Source organism: Neobacillus solisequens, assembly GCF_051233465.1.
Classification (GTDB): domain Bacteria; phylum Bacillota; class Bacilli; order Bacillales; family Cytobacillaceae; genus Neobacillus.
Window position 1 is genome coordinate 113,423 of sequence record NZ_JBKFGJ010000017.1, and the last position, 16,956, is coordinate 130,378.

At 36.2% G+C, this 16,956-nt stretch carries 26 protein-coding genes; 17 read left to right on the forward strand and 9 right to left on the reverse strand.

Going from position 1 to position 16,956, the window contains the following annotated elements; all coding sequences use genetic code 11:
• Window positions 1-182 precede the first annotated feature (182 nt).
• The 4 genes from ACI3K6_RS16305 (at window position 183) to ACI3K6_RS16320 (ending at window position 3,403) form a co-directional block, all read left to right on the forward strand.
• Window positions 183-608 (forward strand): DMT family transporter, encoded by a 426-nt coding sequence (locus ACI3K6_RS16305; protein ID WP_335474761.1) that lies wholly within the window; start codon window positions 183-185, stop codon window positions 606-608.
• 98 nt (window positions 609-706) lie between these two features.
• Window positions 707-1,405, forward strand: a complete 699-nt coding sequence (locus ACI3K6_RS16310) for a Crp/Fnr family transcriptional regulator (RefSeq protein ID WP_435555651.1) — start codon at window positions 707-709, stop codon at window positions 1,403-1,405.
• A gap of 18 nt (window positions 1,406-1,423) precedes the next feature.
• A complete protein-coding gene (locus ACI3K6_RS16315; RefSeq protein WP_435555652.1) occupies window positions 1,424-1,891 on the forward strand; it encodes a DMT family transporter in 468 nt (155 codons plus the stop codon).
• Window positions 1,892-2,110: 219 nt separating this feature from the next.
• Window positions 2,111-3,403 carry an MFS transporter gene (locus ACI3K6_RS16320; RefSeq protein ID WP_435555653.1) on the forward strand — a complete coding sequence of 431 codons (1,293 nt, stop codon included), beginning with the start codon at window positions 2,111-2,113 and terminating at the stop codon, window positions 3,401-3,403.
• 6 nt (window positions 3,404-3,409) lie between these two features.
• Here the strand turns inward: ACI3K6_RS16320 and ACI3K6_RS16325 are convergent, their stop codons facing one another.
• A complete protein-coding gene (locus tag ACI3K6_RS16325; RefSeq protein WP_435555654.1) occupies window positions 3,410-3,595 on the reverse strand; it encodes an aspartyl-phosphate phosphatase Spo0E family protein in 186 nt (61 codons plus the stop codon).
• A gap of 1,107 nt (window positions 3,596-4,702) precedes the next feature.
• On the opposite strand from ACI3K6_RS16325, the gene ACI3K6_RS16330 reads away from it, so the two are divergent.
• The 6 genes from ACI3K6_RS16330 (at window position 4,703) to ACI3K6_RS16355 (ending at window position 8,481) form a co-directional block, all read left to right on the forward strand.
• Window positions 4,703-5,227, forward strand: coding sequence for a GNAT family N-acetyltransferase (locus ACI3K6_RS16330; protein ID WP_435555655.1), 525 nt, complete (start codon window positions 4,703-4,705; stop codon window positions 5,225-5,227).
• Between the two features lie 72 nt (window positions 5,228-5,299).
• Window positions 5,300-5,644 (forward strand): cupin domain-containing protein, encoded by a 345-nt coding sequence (locus ACI3K6_RS16335; RefSeq protein WP_435555656.1) that lies wholly within the window; start codon window positions 5,300-5,302, stop codon window positions 5,642-5,644.
• A gap of 100 nt (window positions 5,645-5,744) precedes the next feature.
• Window positions 5,745-6,140 carry a DUF3224 domain-containing protein gene (locus ACI3K6_RS16340; protein ID WP_435555657.1) on the forward strand — a complete coding sequence of 132 codons (396 nt, stop codon included), beginning with the start codon at window positions 5,745-5,747 and terminating at the stop codon, window positions 6,138-6,140.
• 254 nt (window positions 6,141-6,394) lie between these two features.
• Window positions 6,395-6,931 carry a sigma-70 family RNA polymerase sigma factor gene (locus ACI3K6_RS16345; protein WP_435555658.1) on the forward strand — a complete coding sequence of 179 codons (537 nt, stop codon included), beginning with the start codon at window positions 6,395-6,397 and terminating at the stop codon, window positions 6,929-6,931.
• A 6-nt stretch (window positions 6,932-6,937) separates the two neighbouring features.
• Window positions 6,938-8,164 (forward strand): sigma-E factor regulatory protein RseB domain-containing protein, encoded by a 1,227-nt coding sequence (locus tag ACI3K6_RS16350; protein ID WP_435555659.1) that lies wholly within the window; start codon window positions 6,938-6,940, stop codon window positions 8,162-8,164.
• A 182-nt stretch (window positions 8,165-8,346) separates the two neighbouring features.
• Window positions 8,347-8,481, forward strand: a complete 135-nt coding sequence (locus tag ACI3K6_RS16355) for a hypothetical protein (RefSeq protein WP_435555660.1) — start codon at window positions 8,347-8,349, stop codon at window positions 8,479-8,481.
• A gap of 44 nt (window positions 8,482-8,525) precedes the next feature.
• Here ACI3K6_RS16355 and ACI3K6_RS16360 read toward each other — a convergent pair whose 3' ends face one another.
• The gene (locus ACI3K6_RS16360; RefSeq protein ID WP_435555661.1) at window positions 8,526-8,909 is read right to left on the reverse strand and encodes an alpha/beta hydrolase; all 384 of its coding nucleotides are present in this window, start codon (window positions 8,907-8,909) and stop codon (window positions 8,526-8,528) included.
• 27 nt (window positions 8,910-8,936) lie between these two features.
• On the opposite strand from ACI3K6_RS16360, the gene ACI3K6_RS16365 reads away from it, so the two are divergent.
• Both ACI3K6_RS16365 and ACI3K6_RS16370 read left to right on the forward strand, forming a co-directional pair.
• Window positions 8,937-9,449, forward strand: coding sequence for a PD-(D/E)XK nuclease family protein (locus ACI3K6_RS16365; RefSeq protein ID WP_435555662.1), 513 nt, complete (start codon window positions 8,937-8,939; stop codon window positions 9,447-9,449).
• A gap of 94 nt (window positions 9,450-9,543) precedes the next feature.
• The gene (locus ACI3K6_RS16370) at window positions 9,544-9,771 is read left to right on the forward strand and encodes a hypothetical protein (RefSeq protein WP_435555663.1); all 228 of its coding nucleotides are present in this window, start codon (window positions 9,544-9,546) and stop codon (window positions 9,769-9,771) included.
• 19 nt (window positions 9,772-9,790) lie between these two features.
• Here ACI3K6_RS16370 and ACI3K6_RS16375 read toward each other — a convergent pair whose 3' ends face one another.
• Both ACI3K6_RS16375 and ACI3K6_RS16380 read right to left on the reverse strand, forming a co-directional pair.
• On the reverse strand, window positions 9,791-10,390 hold the full coding sequence (locus ACI3K6_RS16375; RefSeq protein ID WP_435555664.1) for a hypothetical protein: 600 nt from the start codon (window positions 10,388-10,390) through the stop codon (window positions 9,791-9,793).
• 385 nt (window positions 10,391-10,775) lie between these two features.
• The gene (locus tag ACI3K6_RS16380) at window positions 10,776-11,171 is read right to left on the reverse strand and encodes a YkvA family protein (protein ID WP_435555665.1); all 396 of its coding nucleotides are present in this window, start codon (window positions 11,169-11,171) and stop codon (window positions 10,776-10,778) included.
• A 308-nt stretch (window positions 11,172-11,479) separates the two neighbouring features.
• On the opposite strand from ACI3K6_RS16380, the gene ACI3K6_RS16385 reads away from it, so the two are divergent.
• Entirely contained in the window at window positions 11,480-11,734 is a 255-nt protein-coding gene (locus ACI3K6_RS16385; protein WP_435555666.1) for a hypothetical protein, read from the forward strand.
• A 34-nt stretch (window positions 11,735-11,768) separates the two neighbouring features.
• Window positions 11,769-12,071, forward strand: a complete 303-nt coding sequence (locus ACI3K6_RS16390; protein WP_435555708.1) for a GNAT family N-acetyltransferase — start codon at window positions 11,769-11,771, stop codon at window positions 12,069-12,071.
• On the opposite strand, the gene ACI3K6_RS16395 is transcribed toward ACI3K6_RS16390, so the two are convergent.
• Window positions 12,051-12,278, reverse strand: coding sequence for a hypothetical protein (locus ACI3K6_RS16395; protein WP_435555667.1), 228 nt, complete (start codon window positions 12,276-12,278; stop codon window positions 12,051-12,053). The genes ACI3K6_RS16390 and ACI3K6_RS16395 overlap by 21 nt on opposite strands.
• 119 nt (window positions 12,279-12,397) lie before the next feature.
• Here ACI3K6_RS16395 and ACI3K6_RS16400 point away from each other — a divergent pair, with 119 nt between their 5' ends.
• Window positions 12,398-12,745, forward strand: a complete 348-nt coding sequence (locus ACI3K6_RS16400) for an avidin-fold protein (RefSeq protein WP_335482464.1) — start codon at window positions 12,398-12,400, stop codon at window positions 12,743-12,745.
• Window positions 12,746-12,773: 28 nt separating this feature from the next.
• Window positions 12,774-13,292, forward strand: coding sequence for a YfiT family bacillithiol transferase (locus ACI3K6_RS16405; RefSeq protein ID WP_335482462.1), 519 nt, complete (start codon window positions 12,774-12,776; stop codon window positions 13,290-13,292).
• A 128-nt stretch (window positions 13,293-13,420) separates the two neighbouring features.
• Here the strand turns inward: ACI3K6_RS16405 and ACI3K6_RS16410 are convergent, their stop codons facing one another.
• The 3 genes from ACI3K6_RS16410 to ACI3K6_RS16420 all read right to left on the reverse strand — a co-directional run bounded on the left by ACI3K6_RS16410 (window position 13,421) and on the right by ACI3K6_RS16420 (window position 15,211).
• Window positions 13,421-13,633: a hypothetical protein gene (locus ACI3K6_RS16410; RefSeq protein ID WP_435555668.1), complete on the reverse strand. Its 213-nt coding sequence runs from the start codon at window positions 13,631-13,633 to the stop codon at window positions 13,421-13,423.
• Entirely contained in the window at window positions 13,630-13,833 is a 204-nt protein-coding gene (locus ACI3K6_RS16415; protein WP_335477123.1) for a helix-turn-helix transcriptional regulator, read from the reverse strand. The genes ACI3K6_RS16410 and ACI3K6_RS16415 overlap by 4 nt, the downstream gene beginning before the upstream one ends.
• 265 nt (window positions 13,834-14,098) lie before the next feature.
• Window positions 14,099-15,211 (reverse strand): site-2 protease family protein, encoded by a 1,113-nt coding sequence (locus tag ACI3K6_RS16420; RefSeq protein WP_435555669.1) that lies wholly within the window; start codon window positions 15,209-15,211, stop codon window positions 14,099-14,101.
• 131 nt (window positions 15,212-15,342) lie between these two features.
• Here ACI3K6_RS16420 and ACI3K6_RS16425 point away from each other — a divergent pair, with 131 nt between their 5' ends.
• Complete coding sequence (locus tag ACI3K6_RS16425) at window positions 15,343-15,639, forward strand: hypothetical protein (protein WP_335477125.1); 297 nt, start codon at window positions 15,343-15,345, stop codon at window positions 15,637-15,639.
• 294 nt (window positions 15,640-15,933) lie between these two features.
• On the opposite strand, the gene ACI3K6_RS16430 is transcribed toward ACI3K6_RS16425, so the two are convergent.
• A complete protein-coding gene (locus ACI3K6_RS16430; RefSeq protein WP_435555670.1) occupies window positions 15,934-16,749 on the reverse strand; it encodes a hypothetical protein in 816 nt (271 codons plus the stop codon).
• Between the last annotated feature and the right edge of the window lie 207 nt (window positions 16,750-16,956).

Genomic DNA, 16,956 nt, shown 5'->3' on the forward strand with positions numbered 1-16,956 from the left:
GGATTCAACAAAATTGAATAGTGATTCAACAAAAAAATTAGGGATTCAACACATATAGCATTGAATTCAACAAAAGGGCGATTCTTTGAGGTAAAGTCGCTTTTTTTCATTCGGGACATATGTCCTTTCTCTATTTAGCCCACCTGTATTTTAATAAGAGAAGAATATGGGGGGTGAAATGGGTGAAAGGAATCCTGTTTTCAATTGTGGCTGGGGTGTTTATCTCCTTGCAGGGTGTCTTTAATTCAAGAATGTCTGAGGAACTTAGTCCGTGGCATACGACAACAATTGTTCATCTCGTTGGATTTATTGCTTCATTTATTATTTTTTTGTTTGTAAGAGATGGAAAATCAAGAGGCTTTCGCGAGGTGCCCTTTGTGTATTTTCTGGGAGGAATGTTTGGAGTAATCATTGTCATCGGAGAAATGACGGCCATTAATAAGCTGGGGATGTCATTTGCTATTGCGACGCTGTTAATTTCACAGCTACTTTTTGCATATATAATAGATATAAGAGGTTTATTCGGTGTACGGAAATTAAACATTACTTTGCAGCAAATAATAGGAATGGCACTAATTATGGTAGGAATCGTTATTTTTAAAATATAAGCTAGAGTAAATAATACTGTTGATCTATGACCCATTCCATTGGAAAACGTTACTCAATGGACAAATTTAATAGAGGCAAAATATAAAAGGTGAAAAAAATGAAAGAAATACATGAACAATCACGGCTTCTTGGTTATCTTGACCAATATAAATTAGAATCTATTTTTTCAAATGAGGTAAAGGAATATTTAACACTGCATCAGTTCAGTAAAGGTGAAATCCTATGTTCAAAAGGTGATCAGTTACATTCTATGTATTTTATGGTGAAGGGGAAGTTTAAAGTGTATGCCATCTCATCAGAAGGGAATACACTAATCGTCCGTTTCAAAACACCTCTTGCAATCATAGGGGATGTGGAATTTGTAAACGGGATGAGCGTATTAAATACCGTTGAGGCTGTTTCGGATGGTGAACTGATTGGCGTATCCTATGATGTCTTGCGAACCATGCAGGCGAAACAAGTTGAATTCCTACAGTTTTTATTAAAAATTATTACGGAAAAATTATACACGGAATCCCAATCCAACAGTTTAAACCTGTTGCTGCCTGTTGAAGCTCGTTTAGCCAGTTATTTGCTATCTTTATCATCAGAGGGTGAAGGAAATATCTATCATAAGGAAATGAGGACGACTAACCTGACGGAGGTAGCTGCTCTCATCGGAACAAGCTACCGACACTTAAATAGGGTCATACAGAAACTAGTCCTTGAGGGAATAATCGAACGGAATAAAGGATCCCTCACCATAAAAGATTTGCCGAGACTTAGAGAACGGGCAAATGGGCATATCCATGAATAAGAACGGAGAGGAATTGCCATGCAAGGAATATTGTTAGCTATAATTTCAGGCATTTTTATTAGTCTGCAAACTGTCTTTAATACTAGAGTGAGTGAAAAATTTGGTTCCTGGGCAACAACCACGCTGGTTCTAGGCCTGGGCTTCTTGACCTCTCTGCCATTCTTTATGGTTATGGATCATACATCGTTATTTTCTTTTGGAAAAGTAAATAAACTATACCTCTTTAGTGGTCTACTAGGAGTAGTCCTAGTCTTTTGCATTATGAAAGGTATAAGTCTATTAGGTCCTGCCTACTCCATTTCCATTGTCCTCATCTCTCAGATTACGTTGGCCATTTTGATCGATTCTTTTGGCTGGTTTGGATTTGAGAAAGTGCCATTAACACATTATAAAATTTTAGGGATCTTCCTGATGGTTCTTGGGGTAATTGTTTTTAAGTGGAATAAAAAGTCGGGTAAGGGAACTGTTTCAGTCAACACACAATAACTACTAATTCTTAATCCGGAATGCGATGTACCCATTGTATTCCGTTTTTTTTTTGTTTATAGTACTCAAGTAGCAGACTGTTTTTTTGACATAGGAAAAATAAAAACTACAAATGTTAGTGTTTTTGAATTAAGATTTATAAAAGTTTAGAGTTTTTGACTCAAGCTTATTTTTATACATGGGATTTATCCTTAGTAGAATACAGGGAGACGAAATTTTTTGGAAAAACAAGAGAGTAAGTTTAGATGGGTAGTATTTGGTACTGTTCTATTTGCCTATTTTTTGATTATCAGTCAGCGAACAGCCCCTGGATTAATTCCAGATAAATTAATGAAAGAATTTGATGTTTCAGCATCCATGATTGGTTTGCTGGCAAGTGTTCAATTTTTTGCCTATGCGGCTTTGCAAATTCCGATTGGCATTTTGTCCGATCGTTACGGCCCCAATTTGTTTCTCATTCTTGGAACGATGATTAGTGGGCTAGGTACACTATTATATAGTGTTTCCTGGAATGAATACGCCCTTTTACTAGCAAGGTTATTGGCCGGTATAGGGGATGCAGCGATATGGATCAATTTGGTTTTAATCTTAAGCCAATGGTTTAAAGTCAATGAGTTTGTCAGATTAATAGGCTTTGCTGGCATAATGGGAAGCCTTGGTTTTTTACTGGCAAGCGTTCCTTTTTCAGCATGGATTATGATGCTGGGCTGGAGGCCACCCTTCTTTATTACGGGCATCATTATTTTTCTTTGTGGAATCCTTCTATATTATGTCATCGCCGTACAACCAAAAAAGTTTATAAAGAACTATACTGTCATTACGCCTGTGGGGAAAAAGCAGAATCATGAAAAAACGTTTGATTTGCTGCGACGGATTTTCTTAGATCGAAAGGCATGGGCTGCCTTTTTATGTCACTTTGGAGTGGTTGGTACATATGTGGGCTTTATTGGTTCATGGGCTGTCCCCTATGGGATGCATGTATATGAGATGACAAGATCGAATGCAAGTCAGCTTGTCATGGTGGGTCTTATTGGGGCAATAAGTGGTTCCCTGCTAATCAGTTGGGTCACCAATCGTTTAGGGACGATCAGGCTCCCATATGTTGTTATGCATTTGATCATGTGTTTAGGTTGGGCTGCGTTCCCATTGTTTGGCGGCAAACCGCCAGTTGTTTTATTATTTGTTCTTTTTTTCATAATTGGTTTTGGAAATGGAGCAAACCCTTTAACGTTTGCCTTTGTGCGCCATGCCTTTCCGTTGAAAGAAGTGGGGGTTGTTTCAGGCTTCGCAAATACTGGCGGATTTATTAGTGCGATCCTGTTACCAAGTATTTTTGGGAAAATCATCGATCATTTTCAATCAGCCGGGAGCCAAATTGGTTACCATTATGGCTTTATGATTCCCGTCATCTTTTCTCTATTTGGATTAGCAGGCGGACTGCTCATTAAAGAACATCGTGCAGAAAATGAAAAGGTGCATGAAAGGAAACTGCAAGTGACTGGCAAGGTGTAAGGTCAATCATTTTTTAAGTAATTTGTTAAGTGATTGGTACTTTAAAATAGCCCGATCCAACTTTTTACTAACTTGAACGGTTCGCTTATTGCTTAATCCTTCTTTTAGTCCAAGTCGCATCATTTCATTTCGTAATAGTTCCATATGATTTTTTAATTTTCTCTTTTGATGGATAAGAAGTATTTTAAGCATTTTATTTGCCCCATTTTACTATTGTATAAATAATTAATACTGTAATATTTTAGAAGTTTTTCCTTAACAAATTCTTAAAAAACAGAGAGAGGAATGTTTTAAAAGCAAGTAACGGGTTCTCACTAAGTAATAAATTCATGGTTGGTGTCCGAAGTCAGAGGAACTTCGGACAGACGGGAGAAAACCACCGATGGTTGTGTCTGAAGTCAGAGCAACTTCGGAAGAAGAGGAGAAAACCACCGATGGTTGTGTCTGAAGTCAGAGCAACTTCGGACAGACGAGAGAAAACCACCGATGGTTGTGTCTGAAGTCAGAGCAACTTCGGACAGAAGAGAGAAAACCACCGATGGTTGTGTCTGAAGTCAGAGCAACTTCGGACAGGAGCGGAGAAACCACCGATGGTTGTGTCTGAAGTCAGAGCAATTTCGGACAGACGAGAAAAAACAACCGATGATTGTGTCTGAAGTCAGAGCAATTTCGGACAGACGAGAAAAAACCACCTATAATTGTGTCTGAAGTCAGAGCAACTTCGGACAGAAGAGGAGAAAAAAACGATGGTTGTGTCTGAAGTCAGAGCAACTTCGGACAGACGAGAGAAAACCACTGATGGTTGTGTCTGAAGTCAGAGCAACTTCGGACAGAAGAGGAGAAAACGCCGATGGTTGTGTCTGAAGTCAGAGCAACTTCGGACAGACGAGAGAAAACCACTGATGGTTGTGTCTGAAGTCAGAGCAACTTCGGACAGAAGAGGAGAAAACGCCGATGGTTGTGTCTGAAGTCAGAGCAACTTCGGACAGACGAGAGAAAACCACCGGTGGTTGTGTCTGAAGTCAGAGCAACTTCGGACAGAAGAGGAGAAAACGCCAATGGTTGTGTCTAAAGTCAGAGCAACTTCGGACAGACGAGAGAAAACCACCGATGGTTGTGTCTGAAGTCAGAGCATCAACGGACAGGAGAAAAAAATCTAGTGTTGTGTCCGAAGTTTTGAGATAAGTTGGGAGCCAGAAAAAGCTTTATTAATACAATTCATGTTTGTGATTTATGTAGGGAATATGCTGAACGCAGGGCTTATAGGAAAGCTTAAATTTTAGTAAGAAGGTGAATCACATGGAACCAACAGTATTTTTAACAAAACCAACAGTGGAATTAAAATCTGAATATCAAGAGTTTTACCAGGAATGGAAAGATAGCGGGGAGGAAATGATTCCTTGGGTCATTGGTAAGGATCCTGCAAATTTTCCGGAAATGATACAATCTTTACTTGATGCAGAGCAGGGTAAAAATATCCCAGCCAATTGGGTTCCTGATTCTACCTTCTGGTTAATCAATAAAAATAAAAAGATCATTGGAGCAGTAAATATTCGTCACCGACTGACAGATAAGTTATTTAACAGTGGAGGGCATATTGGTTACGGTATCCGTCCATCTGAGAGGAAAAAAGGATATGCAACAAAACTCTTATCCCTTGCCTTAGAAAAAGCCAGGGAATTAGGAATACAAGAAGCCCTTGTTGTCTGCGACGAGAGTAATATCGGATCGGCAAAAACAATCATGAATAATGGTGGTGTTCCAGACACGGACTATGTTATGGAAGATGGTAACATTATAAAGAGGTTTTGGATCTATTTATAGAACCGTGGTTCAAGTGTATTTCTTTATTGGGGATAAATGTATTTTATCTATTTAATGTTAGGAGTAGCAGAAATGAAGATAAGTAAACAGAACGCCGAACATTACATATGGGGAGACCAATGTGATGGGTGGCATTTAGTTAAAAATAATAATGTAAGTGTCATCCATGAACGCATGCCGGCAAATACTTCAGAAGTAAGGCACTATCACAAACAAGCACAGCAATTTTTCTTTGTTTTATCTGGTAGAGCCACAATAGAAGTGAATAACGAGCGAATTATTTTAAATCCTAATGAAGGAATCGAAATCCCACCTTTGGTTCCCCATCAAATGATGAATGAATCAAATGGGGATGTGGAGTTTTTAGTCATATCGCAGCCTAATAGCAAGGGAGATAGAGTTTTAATCGATAAATAAGTGGTTTAATGTTAATTTCTTATAAATATTATTGATAATGGCACTTTTTGGATATTATACTGAAGGTGAATAACTACTAATAGTGAAGGGAGATTTATGAATGGAGGTATCATTTAGAGTAAGTAAATGGGATGAAAAGCCAGTAGATGACACTAGAAAGGAATTTCCTGTTAATATTGCCCATGTCGAATATGATATTGAAGGTGAATTAGCAGGAAAAGCTTTTGTTGAATATTTATTATTTTATATAGATTCCTCTATAGACGATGTTCACTTGGCCACTTCAAAAATTTCCGGGTATCTGCATTTCGAAGGAACTTATAAGGGAAAACAGGGGACATTCACGGCTATAGAACAAGGTATCTTTGATAAAGGAAATCTAGATTCTCCAGGAACCATCATCAAAGCTACCGGGGACTTAAAAAGCTTAAAAGGGACCTATAATTATAGATTTACCGGCGAAGCGAGTAAGATGATTCTAGACTTTAATTTCTAACAAAATTAGTGAAAAGGGCATCTCTGTATATTCAGGAATGTCCTTTTTGTCATACTAGAAAAACTATTCCCTCTTTAGACACCTCGATTCTCTATGAAATTTACATTAATATCTGATTACTTTCCTCTTTAAATCATCGTTTTCCTTTCGATTTTTTTCCTAATATTTTTCCATAACAAAAAATTTGCTTAATAGAACCTTTCCAGATTTGGAATCGTCTATATTACAAAAAAACTAAGGCTGTGAGGATAAATATGCTTGAAGATGTAAATGGGTCTAACCTAGAACCGCCTGATTCCTTCACTCGTGAGGAAAAACTAAAGTGGTTAATGGTGACCTATGGGAATGATGTCATGAGAATTGCCTACTCTTACCTAAAGCAAAATCACCTTGCTGAGGATGTAGCGCAAGATGTTTTTATAAAATGCTATGAAAAAATGGATACTTTTCGAAATGAGTCATCTTATAAAACGTGGCTCATCAAAATCACCATAAATAAATGTAAAGATGTTCTAAAAAGCTGGTCTTATAAAAATATAGTAATGGTAGATTATTTTACCTTCAAAAATACGCATTCTGGCTGGGAACAAAGGCCTGAGTATGAAAATGATCGGATTTCATATCAGGTGATGAAGCTACCCGTAAAGTTAAGGGAAGTCATTATTCTATACTATTATCATGAGTTTTCCATTGAAGAAATAGCTACTTTATTAAAAACGAATCCAAATACGATAAAAACTAGATTGCATAGGGGTCGCCTAAAACTAAAAGATGATTTAGAGGGAGTGTGAAACATAATGGAAAATAAGTGGAATAAAATAAAAAGCAAAATGGATAAAACAGTTTTCCAGGATATACATTTCACCGAAGCCCATCAACAAAAGGTATTAGAGTCGATTAAGCAGGGCAGAGTTCAAAAACGGGAAACCTCCATCCTAAACGGTTTTAATGTCCTTTTGAGTGTCACCGTTACTACCATCCTTTTTATAGGAATTGCCTACTTTGTCGGAAAACAAATGCACTTTTTTGAAAAAGCCCAGAATAACCAGGCAAGCTACCATGAAGAGGAGATCAAAAAGGCAAATAAGGATATCATTGTGCCGCCTAAACAGAAAGAAAATATCAAGAATATGACGAAAGAAGAAATCTTAACCAAAATGCTGAATACTGTTGACTATTTTGAGACGGCCAAAGGTTCATTTAAAATGCATTATGATAATAGTCCGCTTACTATGATTATTGAGTATGAATTAAGTTTACATAAGAATGCAGGGGGCTTTAGTAAAATAACAAACTTAGACAATGGACCGAGCCAGGTACTCTATCATTATTATACTGGAGGAAAATTGTGGGACTTAGATGAAAGCAAAGGTGATTATTTGGAAATGGACTACCAACTGGAAAATTTCTCCTCCAATACATTAACAATAGGGGAGGCTTTTCGTGTAGATAATGACGGAATTAATGTAACAAATATGAGGGAAAGGCCCTTAATTGGCGAGGCTCAAAGTTCCTTATTTCCCTATGAAATTGCTTCTAACTACACTAGAGATCTAAATAAATGGAACATTGAAAAGCAGAATGAAGAATTATTGGGCCATAACACCCTTGTTATTAAAGGGATGTTAAACAGTTACGCGAAGGTCAAACATAAAGCTGCTACTTTTCGGTTTTGGGTAGATAAAGATACAGGAATATTAGTTAAATATGAGACTTATGATGAGTCTGGAAAAATAGTTGATTATTTACACCCAACAAAACTTGAAGTAAATGTCCCTATTGACAGTAAAAAATTTGTTCCAAATTTAAATGGTTATAAAAAACAAACTATGTATCAAGGGAAAGTGTCAAGGAACATTACTGAAAATCGACAGAATGGATTAACCGGGAATCCTGCGAATAGAGACCATACCACTGTTATTTCTAGAGAAAGCCAAAATATGTTAGAAAGCATACCTTCTGTAGAAGGTTGGTCTTTTGTGGCAAAATCCAAGTCAGGGTTCATTAATAAAATGGAGAGATAAACTCATATTGATTTTTAGGTCGTTATGGAGGAGAGCACACAAATCCCGTTAGCCTGAAAAAGTGATGCAGCCTTAGTGATTATAAATGGGTTTAATATATGCTAATAAACCTCTCTCTTTACCTTTAATTTAATAAATAAAGATTGTGAGGGATAAACTACCCTTGAAAGGGGGAAGTATTGATGGAAAAAGATAAAAAGACACTGAAAAATTTAAGTTATGAATCAGATGGAAAAATGGGTAAAAACAATCATAAGTCAAAAGCAAATGAAAAAGAACAAGCCAACTTTTTTAATACCACTCAAAATAGTGAATAGTGAAAACGGAAAAGCCTGCTTACGTAGTGTAAGCAGGTTTTTCGTTATCGTATACCTTCAGATGTAAAGCGTTCCTTCCCCTTCAGTGTATAATCAAAGAATTGAAGAATAAGTTTATTTTCAGCTTCCAGGCAGTAATATTTATCAATCGTTGCCTTACCGCCTTGGAGTGTATTAGCAAGAATAGGAGAAACAAGTGATAAATCGGTAAGACTTAAGTGTTTGGCACCTTTAAAATAAACGGAATAGGCTTCTTTACAATTTTGATCGGCGGCTTTGTTTGCCGCATAAGTGGAATTACTGTTAAGCTGTTTCCAAACATCGTCAGTATAAATGTTCAGAAGTGGGGTTGTATAAGACTTGTCGTTCGCCGCAAAATCATTAGTCTTTTTATCATAAACAAGCTCACTAAAAAATGGACCGTCCAAATTCTAAGCACTGGCACATAAATAACAATGCTTTTTAACGTTCATGGGTATCCTGTTCCTATAATAAAAAGTATTGAAATTATTAGGCAATTCCAAGCGTTAGATATTCTTGCGATCGTAAACGATACATATGCCATTTTAATAGAAGACAAAACATATACTAAAAACCACTCAGATCAGCTGAACCGGTATCGTGAAGAAGTAAGGATCGCTTATCCTGATTTAGTTCAATTGCCAATCTATTATAAGATAGCGGATCAAAGTCATTACCACTCAGTTCAGGATGCAGGCTATTTTCCGTTTACACGCGAAAGGATACTTGAAGTATTAGAGCGTGGCCGGGAAAATGGCGTAAGTCATCCTATTTTCATTGACTATCTAGTGCACTTGGAGAAGCTTGATAGTAGTATTAATGCTTATAGAACAAAGCCTGTGGTAGATTGGGACGGTTTTGCATGGCAGAGATTTTACATGGGACTTCAAAAACATTTTAATGGCAACTGGAGGATTCTGAGGTTTTTGGTGGCAGCCACAGAGTGATAAAAACTACTACCTGCAACTCGAGCAGCAATTACTCTACTTGAAAATTGAAGTAAATGACATGGAAAACTTGAAAGAGTTCAGGAATGATGAAATGGAGAAAGTTCTGATAGAGTCTAAGGAACGAGGACTGCTCCTGCAAAAACCATCAAAATTGGGAACGGGCAAAACAATACCCATTGCTCAGCGAACCGACTATATCCAAACAACGGAAAATGGTCTAATTGATTTGAAAAAACAATTAAAGAACTTAAAAAATGGGAATCATCTACAAACAAAGATGACTAAAAACTATTTATCAATAAAACTAAGCTGTTTGTAATAAAAAACAAACAGCTTAGTTAGCATACTCTTGAATATATTAATATTTTACGTTGTTTCTTTGTATCATTGGCAATTTCTTGTGTGGGTTGGTTCGAATATTGTAGAAGATAGGAGATGAGTTGTCCCTTATAAAGCAATCGAAAATTTTCACAATCTCCCAAATCATTAGGTTTGACTAAGCTTGGGTGTTTACCCTTTATGTCAATGCCGCCTCGATTTAAAACCGTTGCGACAAATTCTGAACAAAAGAAGGCTCTTTTTCTATTCATTTTTTTATTAAGCAGAACCCCGAAAAGCCCGATTAAATTATACTTATAGTCTTGCTGCTGCTTTTCAAATTGTTGGACAAGCTTTCTCATCTGCTTATATTCCCTTTCTGAAACAGAACAACTATAAATGGCACATGTTGCACTTTGAAATAACTCTCCGTTCATATTTTCCCTAATAAAGCCCCCGATAAAAGGATTATTGGCTCGTTTCCTGCCGAAGCTATAAGTCTCGTCTACTAGTTCCTTCGAAAAAGAGATTGAAGCGTGGTTTAATGGATGTTTCGTAAATCTTTTTATCATTTTTGTAAATAAAGTTCCCGTATCAGAAAGAATGATATAAACTTCCATCTTGATTCCCCCATTTCAAAACTCCCTGCGAATAGAATTTTGTATGTGATTCTGTTTCAAAAAGCCCTATTTTAATAAAATCATTGATTAAAATGAAAAGATTCCGTCCCTTGCAATCTAATTCTATAATCCTATATTGCTAAGAATCCTTGAACAATCGTGAGATTTATTTTTATCTAAGACCTAGGATGTAATTTGTTTCAGACCTGCAAGGAGTGATTGATCTCAGCTGTCAAAGTGAAGAAAGGATCAGGGGGATAGGGGGATACACAGGCAGATAAGCAAAGAATTATAATTGCTAATTTATTTAGAGAATTTAAAGTACAATAAAAGTGCTGACTCAAAAGGTAATTTTAGAGTCAGCACTTTTAATTTTATTCTTGTTTTAATTTTTATCGTGAAAGAATAGCAAATTTCCAACCCAATAAGCAAATAAAAGCCAGATTAGAATAAAAAGAAAAGCTGTGAACCAATTTTTAGGCTTCCCAGCTTTTTTCATTTCTTCCGCTCGTGCTCTATGGTCATTAATCACAACAGGAGGAATCAACTTCATTGCTAGCATGATGCCTAGCGGTACGATAATGAGGTCATCAAGATAACCTAGTACCGGGATAAAATCAGGAATCAGATCGATTGGGCTAAAAGCATATGCAACCACACATATGGCAACAAGCTTTGCATACCAAGGCACTCTTTTATCTTTATAGGATAAATATAGGACAAATAAATTCTTTTTTAATTTCCTTGCAAAGGTTTTTAACTTTGTAATGGGCTTATCCATCGAACTTCCCCCTTTTAAAAAATTATAAAGAAGTTTGTAATAGATTGGAATAGAGACATGTAGAAGCATGGTCGATATGATAGGGGAATGAAGCATGTTCATCTGAAAAAAGTACAAGTGCAGTCGTTATGAAGAGTTCATAAAGCCCGTTCAGGTGAAAAAAGCAAAAGTGCGGTCGTTATGAAGAGTTCATAAAGCCCGTCCAACTGAAAAAAGTACAAGTGCAGTCGTTATGAAGAGTTCATAAAGCCCGTTCAATTGAAAAAAGTACAAGCCCGGTCGTTATGAGGAGTTCATAAAGCCCGTTCATGAAAAAAGTACAAGCCGGTCGTTATAATTCTTTTCTAGAAGGATATTTTATCCAGTATATTGAATTTAAAAAAAGAAGAATTTCAAAACTCCTTCAAATGGGAAAAAAAGGGGAAACAACGAAGAGTTCAATAACTTTAAAAGAAATTACTAGTGAAAACTTTTTTCAATGCGTCTTTTTAAAATCGGAGGAATCAGATCAATATAGATTATTTGAAGAAAATGTTGCTTCAAATGCTTTTTCCATTGCTTAATCAAAAGTAGAGCTCGATTGGGTTAACCAAGGCTATTTACAATGAGGATGATAAGATGGTCGGTTTTACTATGTTTGGGCTTTCTCCGATTCTAAATGTTTACTTTATAACACGATTGATGATTGATTATCGTTATCAAGGAAAGGGTTATGGCAAGGCAGCAATGCTTGAGATCATAAATCAAATGAAGCAATTTCCATGGGAAGAAATTTTTACAAGCATCGTACCGACGAATGAGCGTGCTAAACAGTTATACACCAGCCTAGGATTTAAAGATACAGGACGTGCAGTAGAATTTGGAAATGAATCCGAACCTCTATTTTGCCTGAAATTGTAGGGTTGAATATCGAAACGGGACATAAGGTCCCAGATAAGGGAACGCAGGCGGATGTCCGAATAAAATAGGAACCATGTAATAAACGTTATGTCCCACGTGTACACTATATGGATGGTGGTGAATAACCTGATTCCAAGGACCAAACATTGGTAAGGGTGTACCAGAATACGTTGCTCCGTGAATCCCGGTAGTGATGGTTGTGGTCATGCTTTCACCTACTAAACTAAATTTCTATATTATATGTAATTTGTGAAAAACGAAAAGGACTAATTTTCATACTTAAGAAGATTAAAAGGGTTCGAGTTCTTAAAAAGTGAGGAGAAACATTGATAAATTATAATGGCCGTACATTTGTTTCAATTGAAAATACAGCAAACGGAGAAGTTTCTTCAAAGACTTTTTTTAAATATAGTCAAGAGGGAACGATCGTCTCAGCAACATATGGCGGGGGAGAAATCGTAAAAGGATTGCTGATTGGAATGGTGAAAGAGGATGGATCTTTACAGTTTCGATATAACCATGTGAATACAAAAGATGAACTTAGAGGAGGAGAATGTGTATCGACTCCTGAAATCTTAGCTGATGGGCGTATTAGACTATATGAGAAATGGAAGTGGCTTGATAATGAAGCAACAGAGGGGAATTCAATTATTGAAGAACCCTTAAAATATTAATTTAGAGGAATACATAGGAGGGATTGCAATGGATGAAAGGTATCCAATAGGAAAATTTCAATTTGATGGAGAGATCACGGGGGTTATTACTAAGGATTGGATTAGTGAGATTGAGAGCTTACCAGCATTATTGCGAGAAGCTGTCAGTAGTTTGGATGATAATCAATTGGACACTCCTTATCGGAATGGCGGATGGACAGTTCGTCAAGTGGTTCATCATGTTGCGGATAGTCATATGAACGCTTATGTCCGTTTTAAACTAGCTCTTACTGAAGAAAACCCAGTCATCAAGCCTTATAATGAAGGGAAATGGGCCGAACTTCCAGATTACTCATTGCCGATTGAGATTTCCTTAACGCTTCTTGAAACATTGCACAAACGTTGGGTCAAACTATTACATAGTCTAAATCCTGAGGATATGAAAAAAACTTTCGTGCATCCGGAATCAGGGGAAATAACGGTGGGAAAAAATATCGGTATCTATGCTTGGCATGGCCGGCACCATCTTGCCCATATTACTTCTTTAATTAGCCGTAAGGGCTGGTAAAGCAATAGATATTATTATATTTATTTTTTCTTTAACTTGTTCCTTTCAGAATGAAAAAAGCAAATGATGGTTAATAGGGTGAGAAATCTTAATGAATTCTTACCCTATTTTCTTGGAATTATTATTCGTTATGAATTCATTTTTTTGCTATAAACCACTCTTGACCAAAAATAAACTGCAGAACCTATCAATAAAATGGTAAATTGCCATCCAGAATTTCCTTTGCTAAATAGATCATATAAAGACCAAATCAATAGGGATAGGGTATAAAAAATAAATCCATATTTTGCGGATTGATCACTTTGATATTTTTCCATTTCATCTGCTTTGCGTAATCTCATTTTTTCTCCTCCTCAAAATGGAATAATTTTTCAATTTTTGTATTTAAATTCATAGATAGCTTAAATGCTAATGTTAAAGTGGGGTCGTATTTATTATTTTCAATGGCATTTATGGTTTGTCTTGTAACTCCACACTTATTGGCTAGTTCTTCTTGCGAGAGTCTTAATTCTTTTCGTACATTTCTAATGCTATTTTTCAATCAAATCACCTAAAATCGAATAAATGTAAAAAACTTTTTACATTTAAATTTTAATTATTGTGTATCCAAATGTCAAATTGTTTTTACATTTATCCTGAAGTAAAGCTATTGATAATCAAATCGTTTTATCAACTTTCAAAAATTATGATGGTATCCCTAAAAGAAAAACAGGGTAAATTCATATGTGATTACCCTGTTTCTTTAATTCCTATGTTTTAATGTTTGTACAGCAAAAGTACAACGTTTATAAGAGTATATTTAGTGTTTATCTATTCATGGCTTCTTGAATCTCTGGATGGTTCAAGAGAAGGTTATTCCCATAATAATAACTAAACGTCAGAGCAAGAACTAAACCTATATAAATGGAAAACAACTGCCATTTTGTTTTTTTACTGGTTTGATAATAGTTTTCCGTAATTTCAACTTCTTGTTTATAAGCAGAGATTTTTTCCTCCAGAGTTCTACGGATTGTTTCAATCGTTTGCTGGTTGTTATTTTCTTCTTCATCACTTAATGTATGGATGCCTGATAAATGTTGAAGCAAAAGCTCTCTTTTCATTTTTTTAATTTCTGAATCTAGTATATTTATTTGTTCAATCATTTCCTTGTTGACCAGTCTTCCTTTTGCTTGATCAATCGCTCCTTGAATTGAATCCAAATCAATTGATTGCTGCTTTAACATAATGAGCATAAGATCCAGCTCTTGAACTTCCTTTTTATCATTTTGCAGGCTTTTTTGTTTTTTATAAATTTTGTACCATTCGGAGGCTCCCAAAAAGGCAATAAAAAAACCTAAGACACTTAGAGTCTTTATCGAATAGGCCAACAATAAGATGATACCTAGTGCCCACAGCTTAGTACTGATCCCGGCAGCAATTCTCCCGCCATCTAACGGGGTTATCGGAATTAAATTAAATAGATTAATTGTCCCGCCCAAAATAATCAATAAAGCCCAGAAAGGTTCGTGTGTAAGATCATATAACAGAAAGGCCGGCAAAAAGGACAATAATCCAAATAAAGGTCCCATATAGGCAACGAATCCCTCATCTTTTGCGTTTTTCGGCAGTTCCTTTAGGCCGATGACCGCACCCATAAATGGAATAAATATGGCCGGACTAACTGGTAACTTAATTTTTCTAGCAGCATAGGCATGACCCATTTCATGTACAAACAACAGATAAATCAGAGCTGCTGCAAATTTCCAACCAAAAAAAAGTGCATAGGTTCCTAGAGAAATAACCAGGCTGATAAGCGTATGAAGTTTTAGAAATTTAAGGATAGCTAACACAAATTTTAATTTACCAAGTAATAACACTGCGATTGTACTTATTACCCCAAGGAAAGTTTTCTTACCCCCGTGTTGATTCGTATTCGTCAAATGAACAACCCCTTTAAAAATAAAACTATATCAATGTATGCCTGAATAAATTATACAGGATAAAATTGGAAATGTAGTATACTAAATACTAGTAAGGAAGCTTTTATGTGTTTTGAAAGGAATGAATCCTGTTGAGAGTCATTTTGGAGTTAATCCGGGTAACAATAATCCTTGTCATTCTTGGTGGAGTAATGGGGGGAATCGCTGAGTTAATCTATAAGAGCCTAGGATTACATGTAGATCAAACAAGTGGGGGGTGGCTAGTCGGTATATCTATCTTAATTTTACTTTTGGTTTTTTATCGAAATAAGCTGCAGTTTTCCGGTTTTTACAATGGTGGAGGAAGAAAAAAGCTGCCGAGAAAGGTTAGCGTAACCTTGGTCTCCTTGTCAGTAATAATGCTGGTTATTGCGCCGTTTTTTCATTAATGTGGGTAATAACATGCCCTTTTATCATTTTTGGTAAATGATAGATTAAGTTAAAATTGTATAAAAATGTTGAGATGAAAAGATGTGAAAGGAAGGATTCTTCATGATTAATAATATAATTATTCCTTTTTTTATATTACTTTGTATTGTGGCAATCGGTTTTTTTCTAGTTAAATTATTAAAGAGAATGAAAAAATCGTAAACCTCTTTAATTAAAGAGTGGGTGTTTGTCAGCTGTTATGTTGTAAAAAAAAAGGGGCCACTTCCGATTTGATTGGATGGCCGCCTCCTTAGCTATTCTACGTTGAGGACAAATGGAACAGTCAAAATATGGCCATTTACATTAAATTGCCCCCAGACTTTATAAACACCCTTGGTCGGGAAATAGGTCATGAAGACCACTTTAGGGCCTTTACCTTTTGGATATAAGGGGTGAATGTGCATGAACTGTTTTACCTCCTGATCAATAGCTACTGCATGACCGACCGTTCCTAGATAGGGTTGTAAATTTTTTATTGGTTTATTTGATGCGGCATCATGTAAAGTAAAGTTCATATCGATATTTTTTTTTGCCGTAAGTTTCTCATCAAAAGATAGCGTAACCTTGGTTCCGTCGATCACTTTTGTTAGCGTTTTGTCTGGTTCCAGTGTTACTGGCTCTGGCGGAGTTCCCTGTACCGTTACCCAATGATTTTCAATACTGTAATCACTAGCCCCGACCGGTGTCATTTCTGCAATAAGCTTGTAATCCCCGCTTGATGGGAATTTCGTCGTGATTTCGAACCTTCCATCTTCCTTTAAAGCTGGGTGGATATGAGCGAAGTAAGAAAGGTCTTTACTTACGACCACTAAGTGCATTTTCTTCGTACTAACCGTTTCAAAATTTTTTATCAGCTTGTTATTTTTGTCTTTTATAAGGATCGAAATAGGTACTGGTTGATTGGGATTCATACTCTCGGGTGTGATCCATTCTGATAACGTATCCTCTCCGCTAGCCGGTTTCATATCCATCATTTGATGTCCATTTGTGTGCATGGGTACTTTTGCTGAACCACATGCCGATAATAATAAAACTATTAATAGTATGTAAATAATAGTTATTTTTCTCAAAAGAAATCCCCCTTTTTGAAAAATGTTCCAGTTAAGTTTATTTATAACATACCATATTAGGCAGGGGATTCAAGATTAAAGCTTGGATTCATACAGCTTTCCATTGGAATTAAGCTTGTCTTCTGAATGGAAACGAATTTAAACTATGAATCTTTCTGGAGGGGATTTCCGGTCTATTGGCGAATTATAAACTATTGGCTCTGTGTA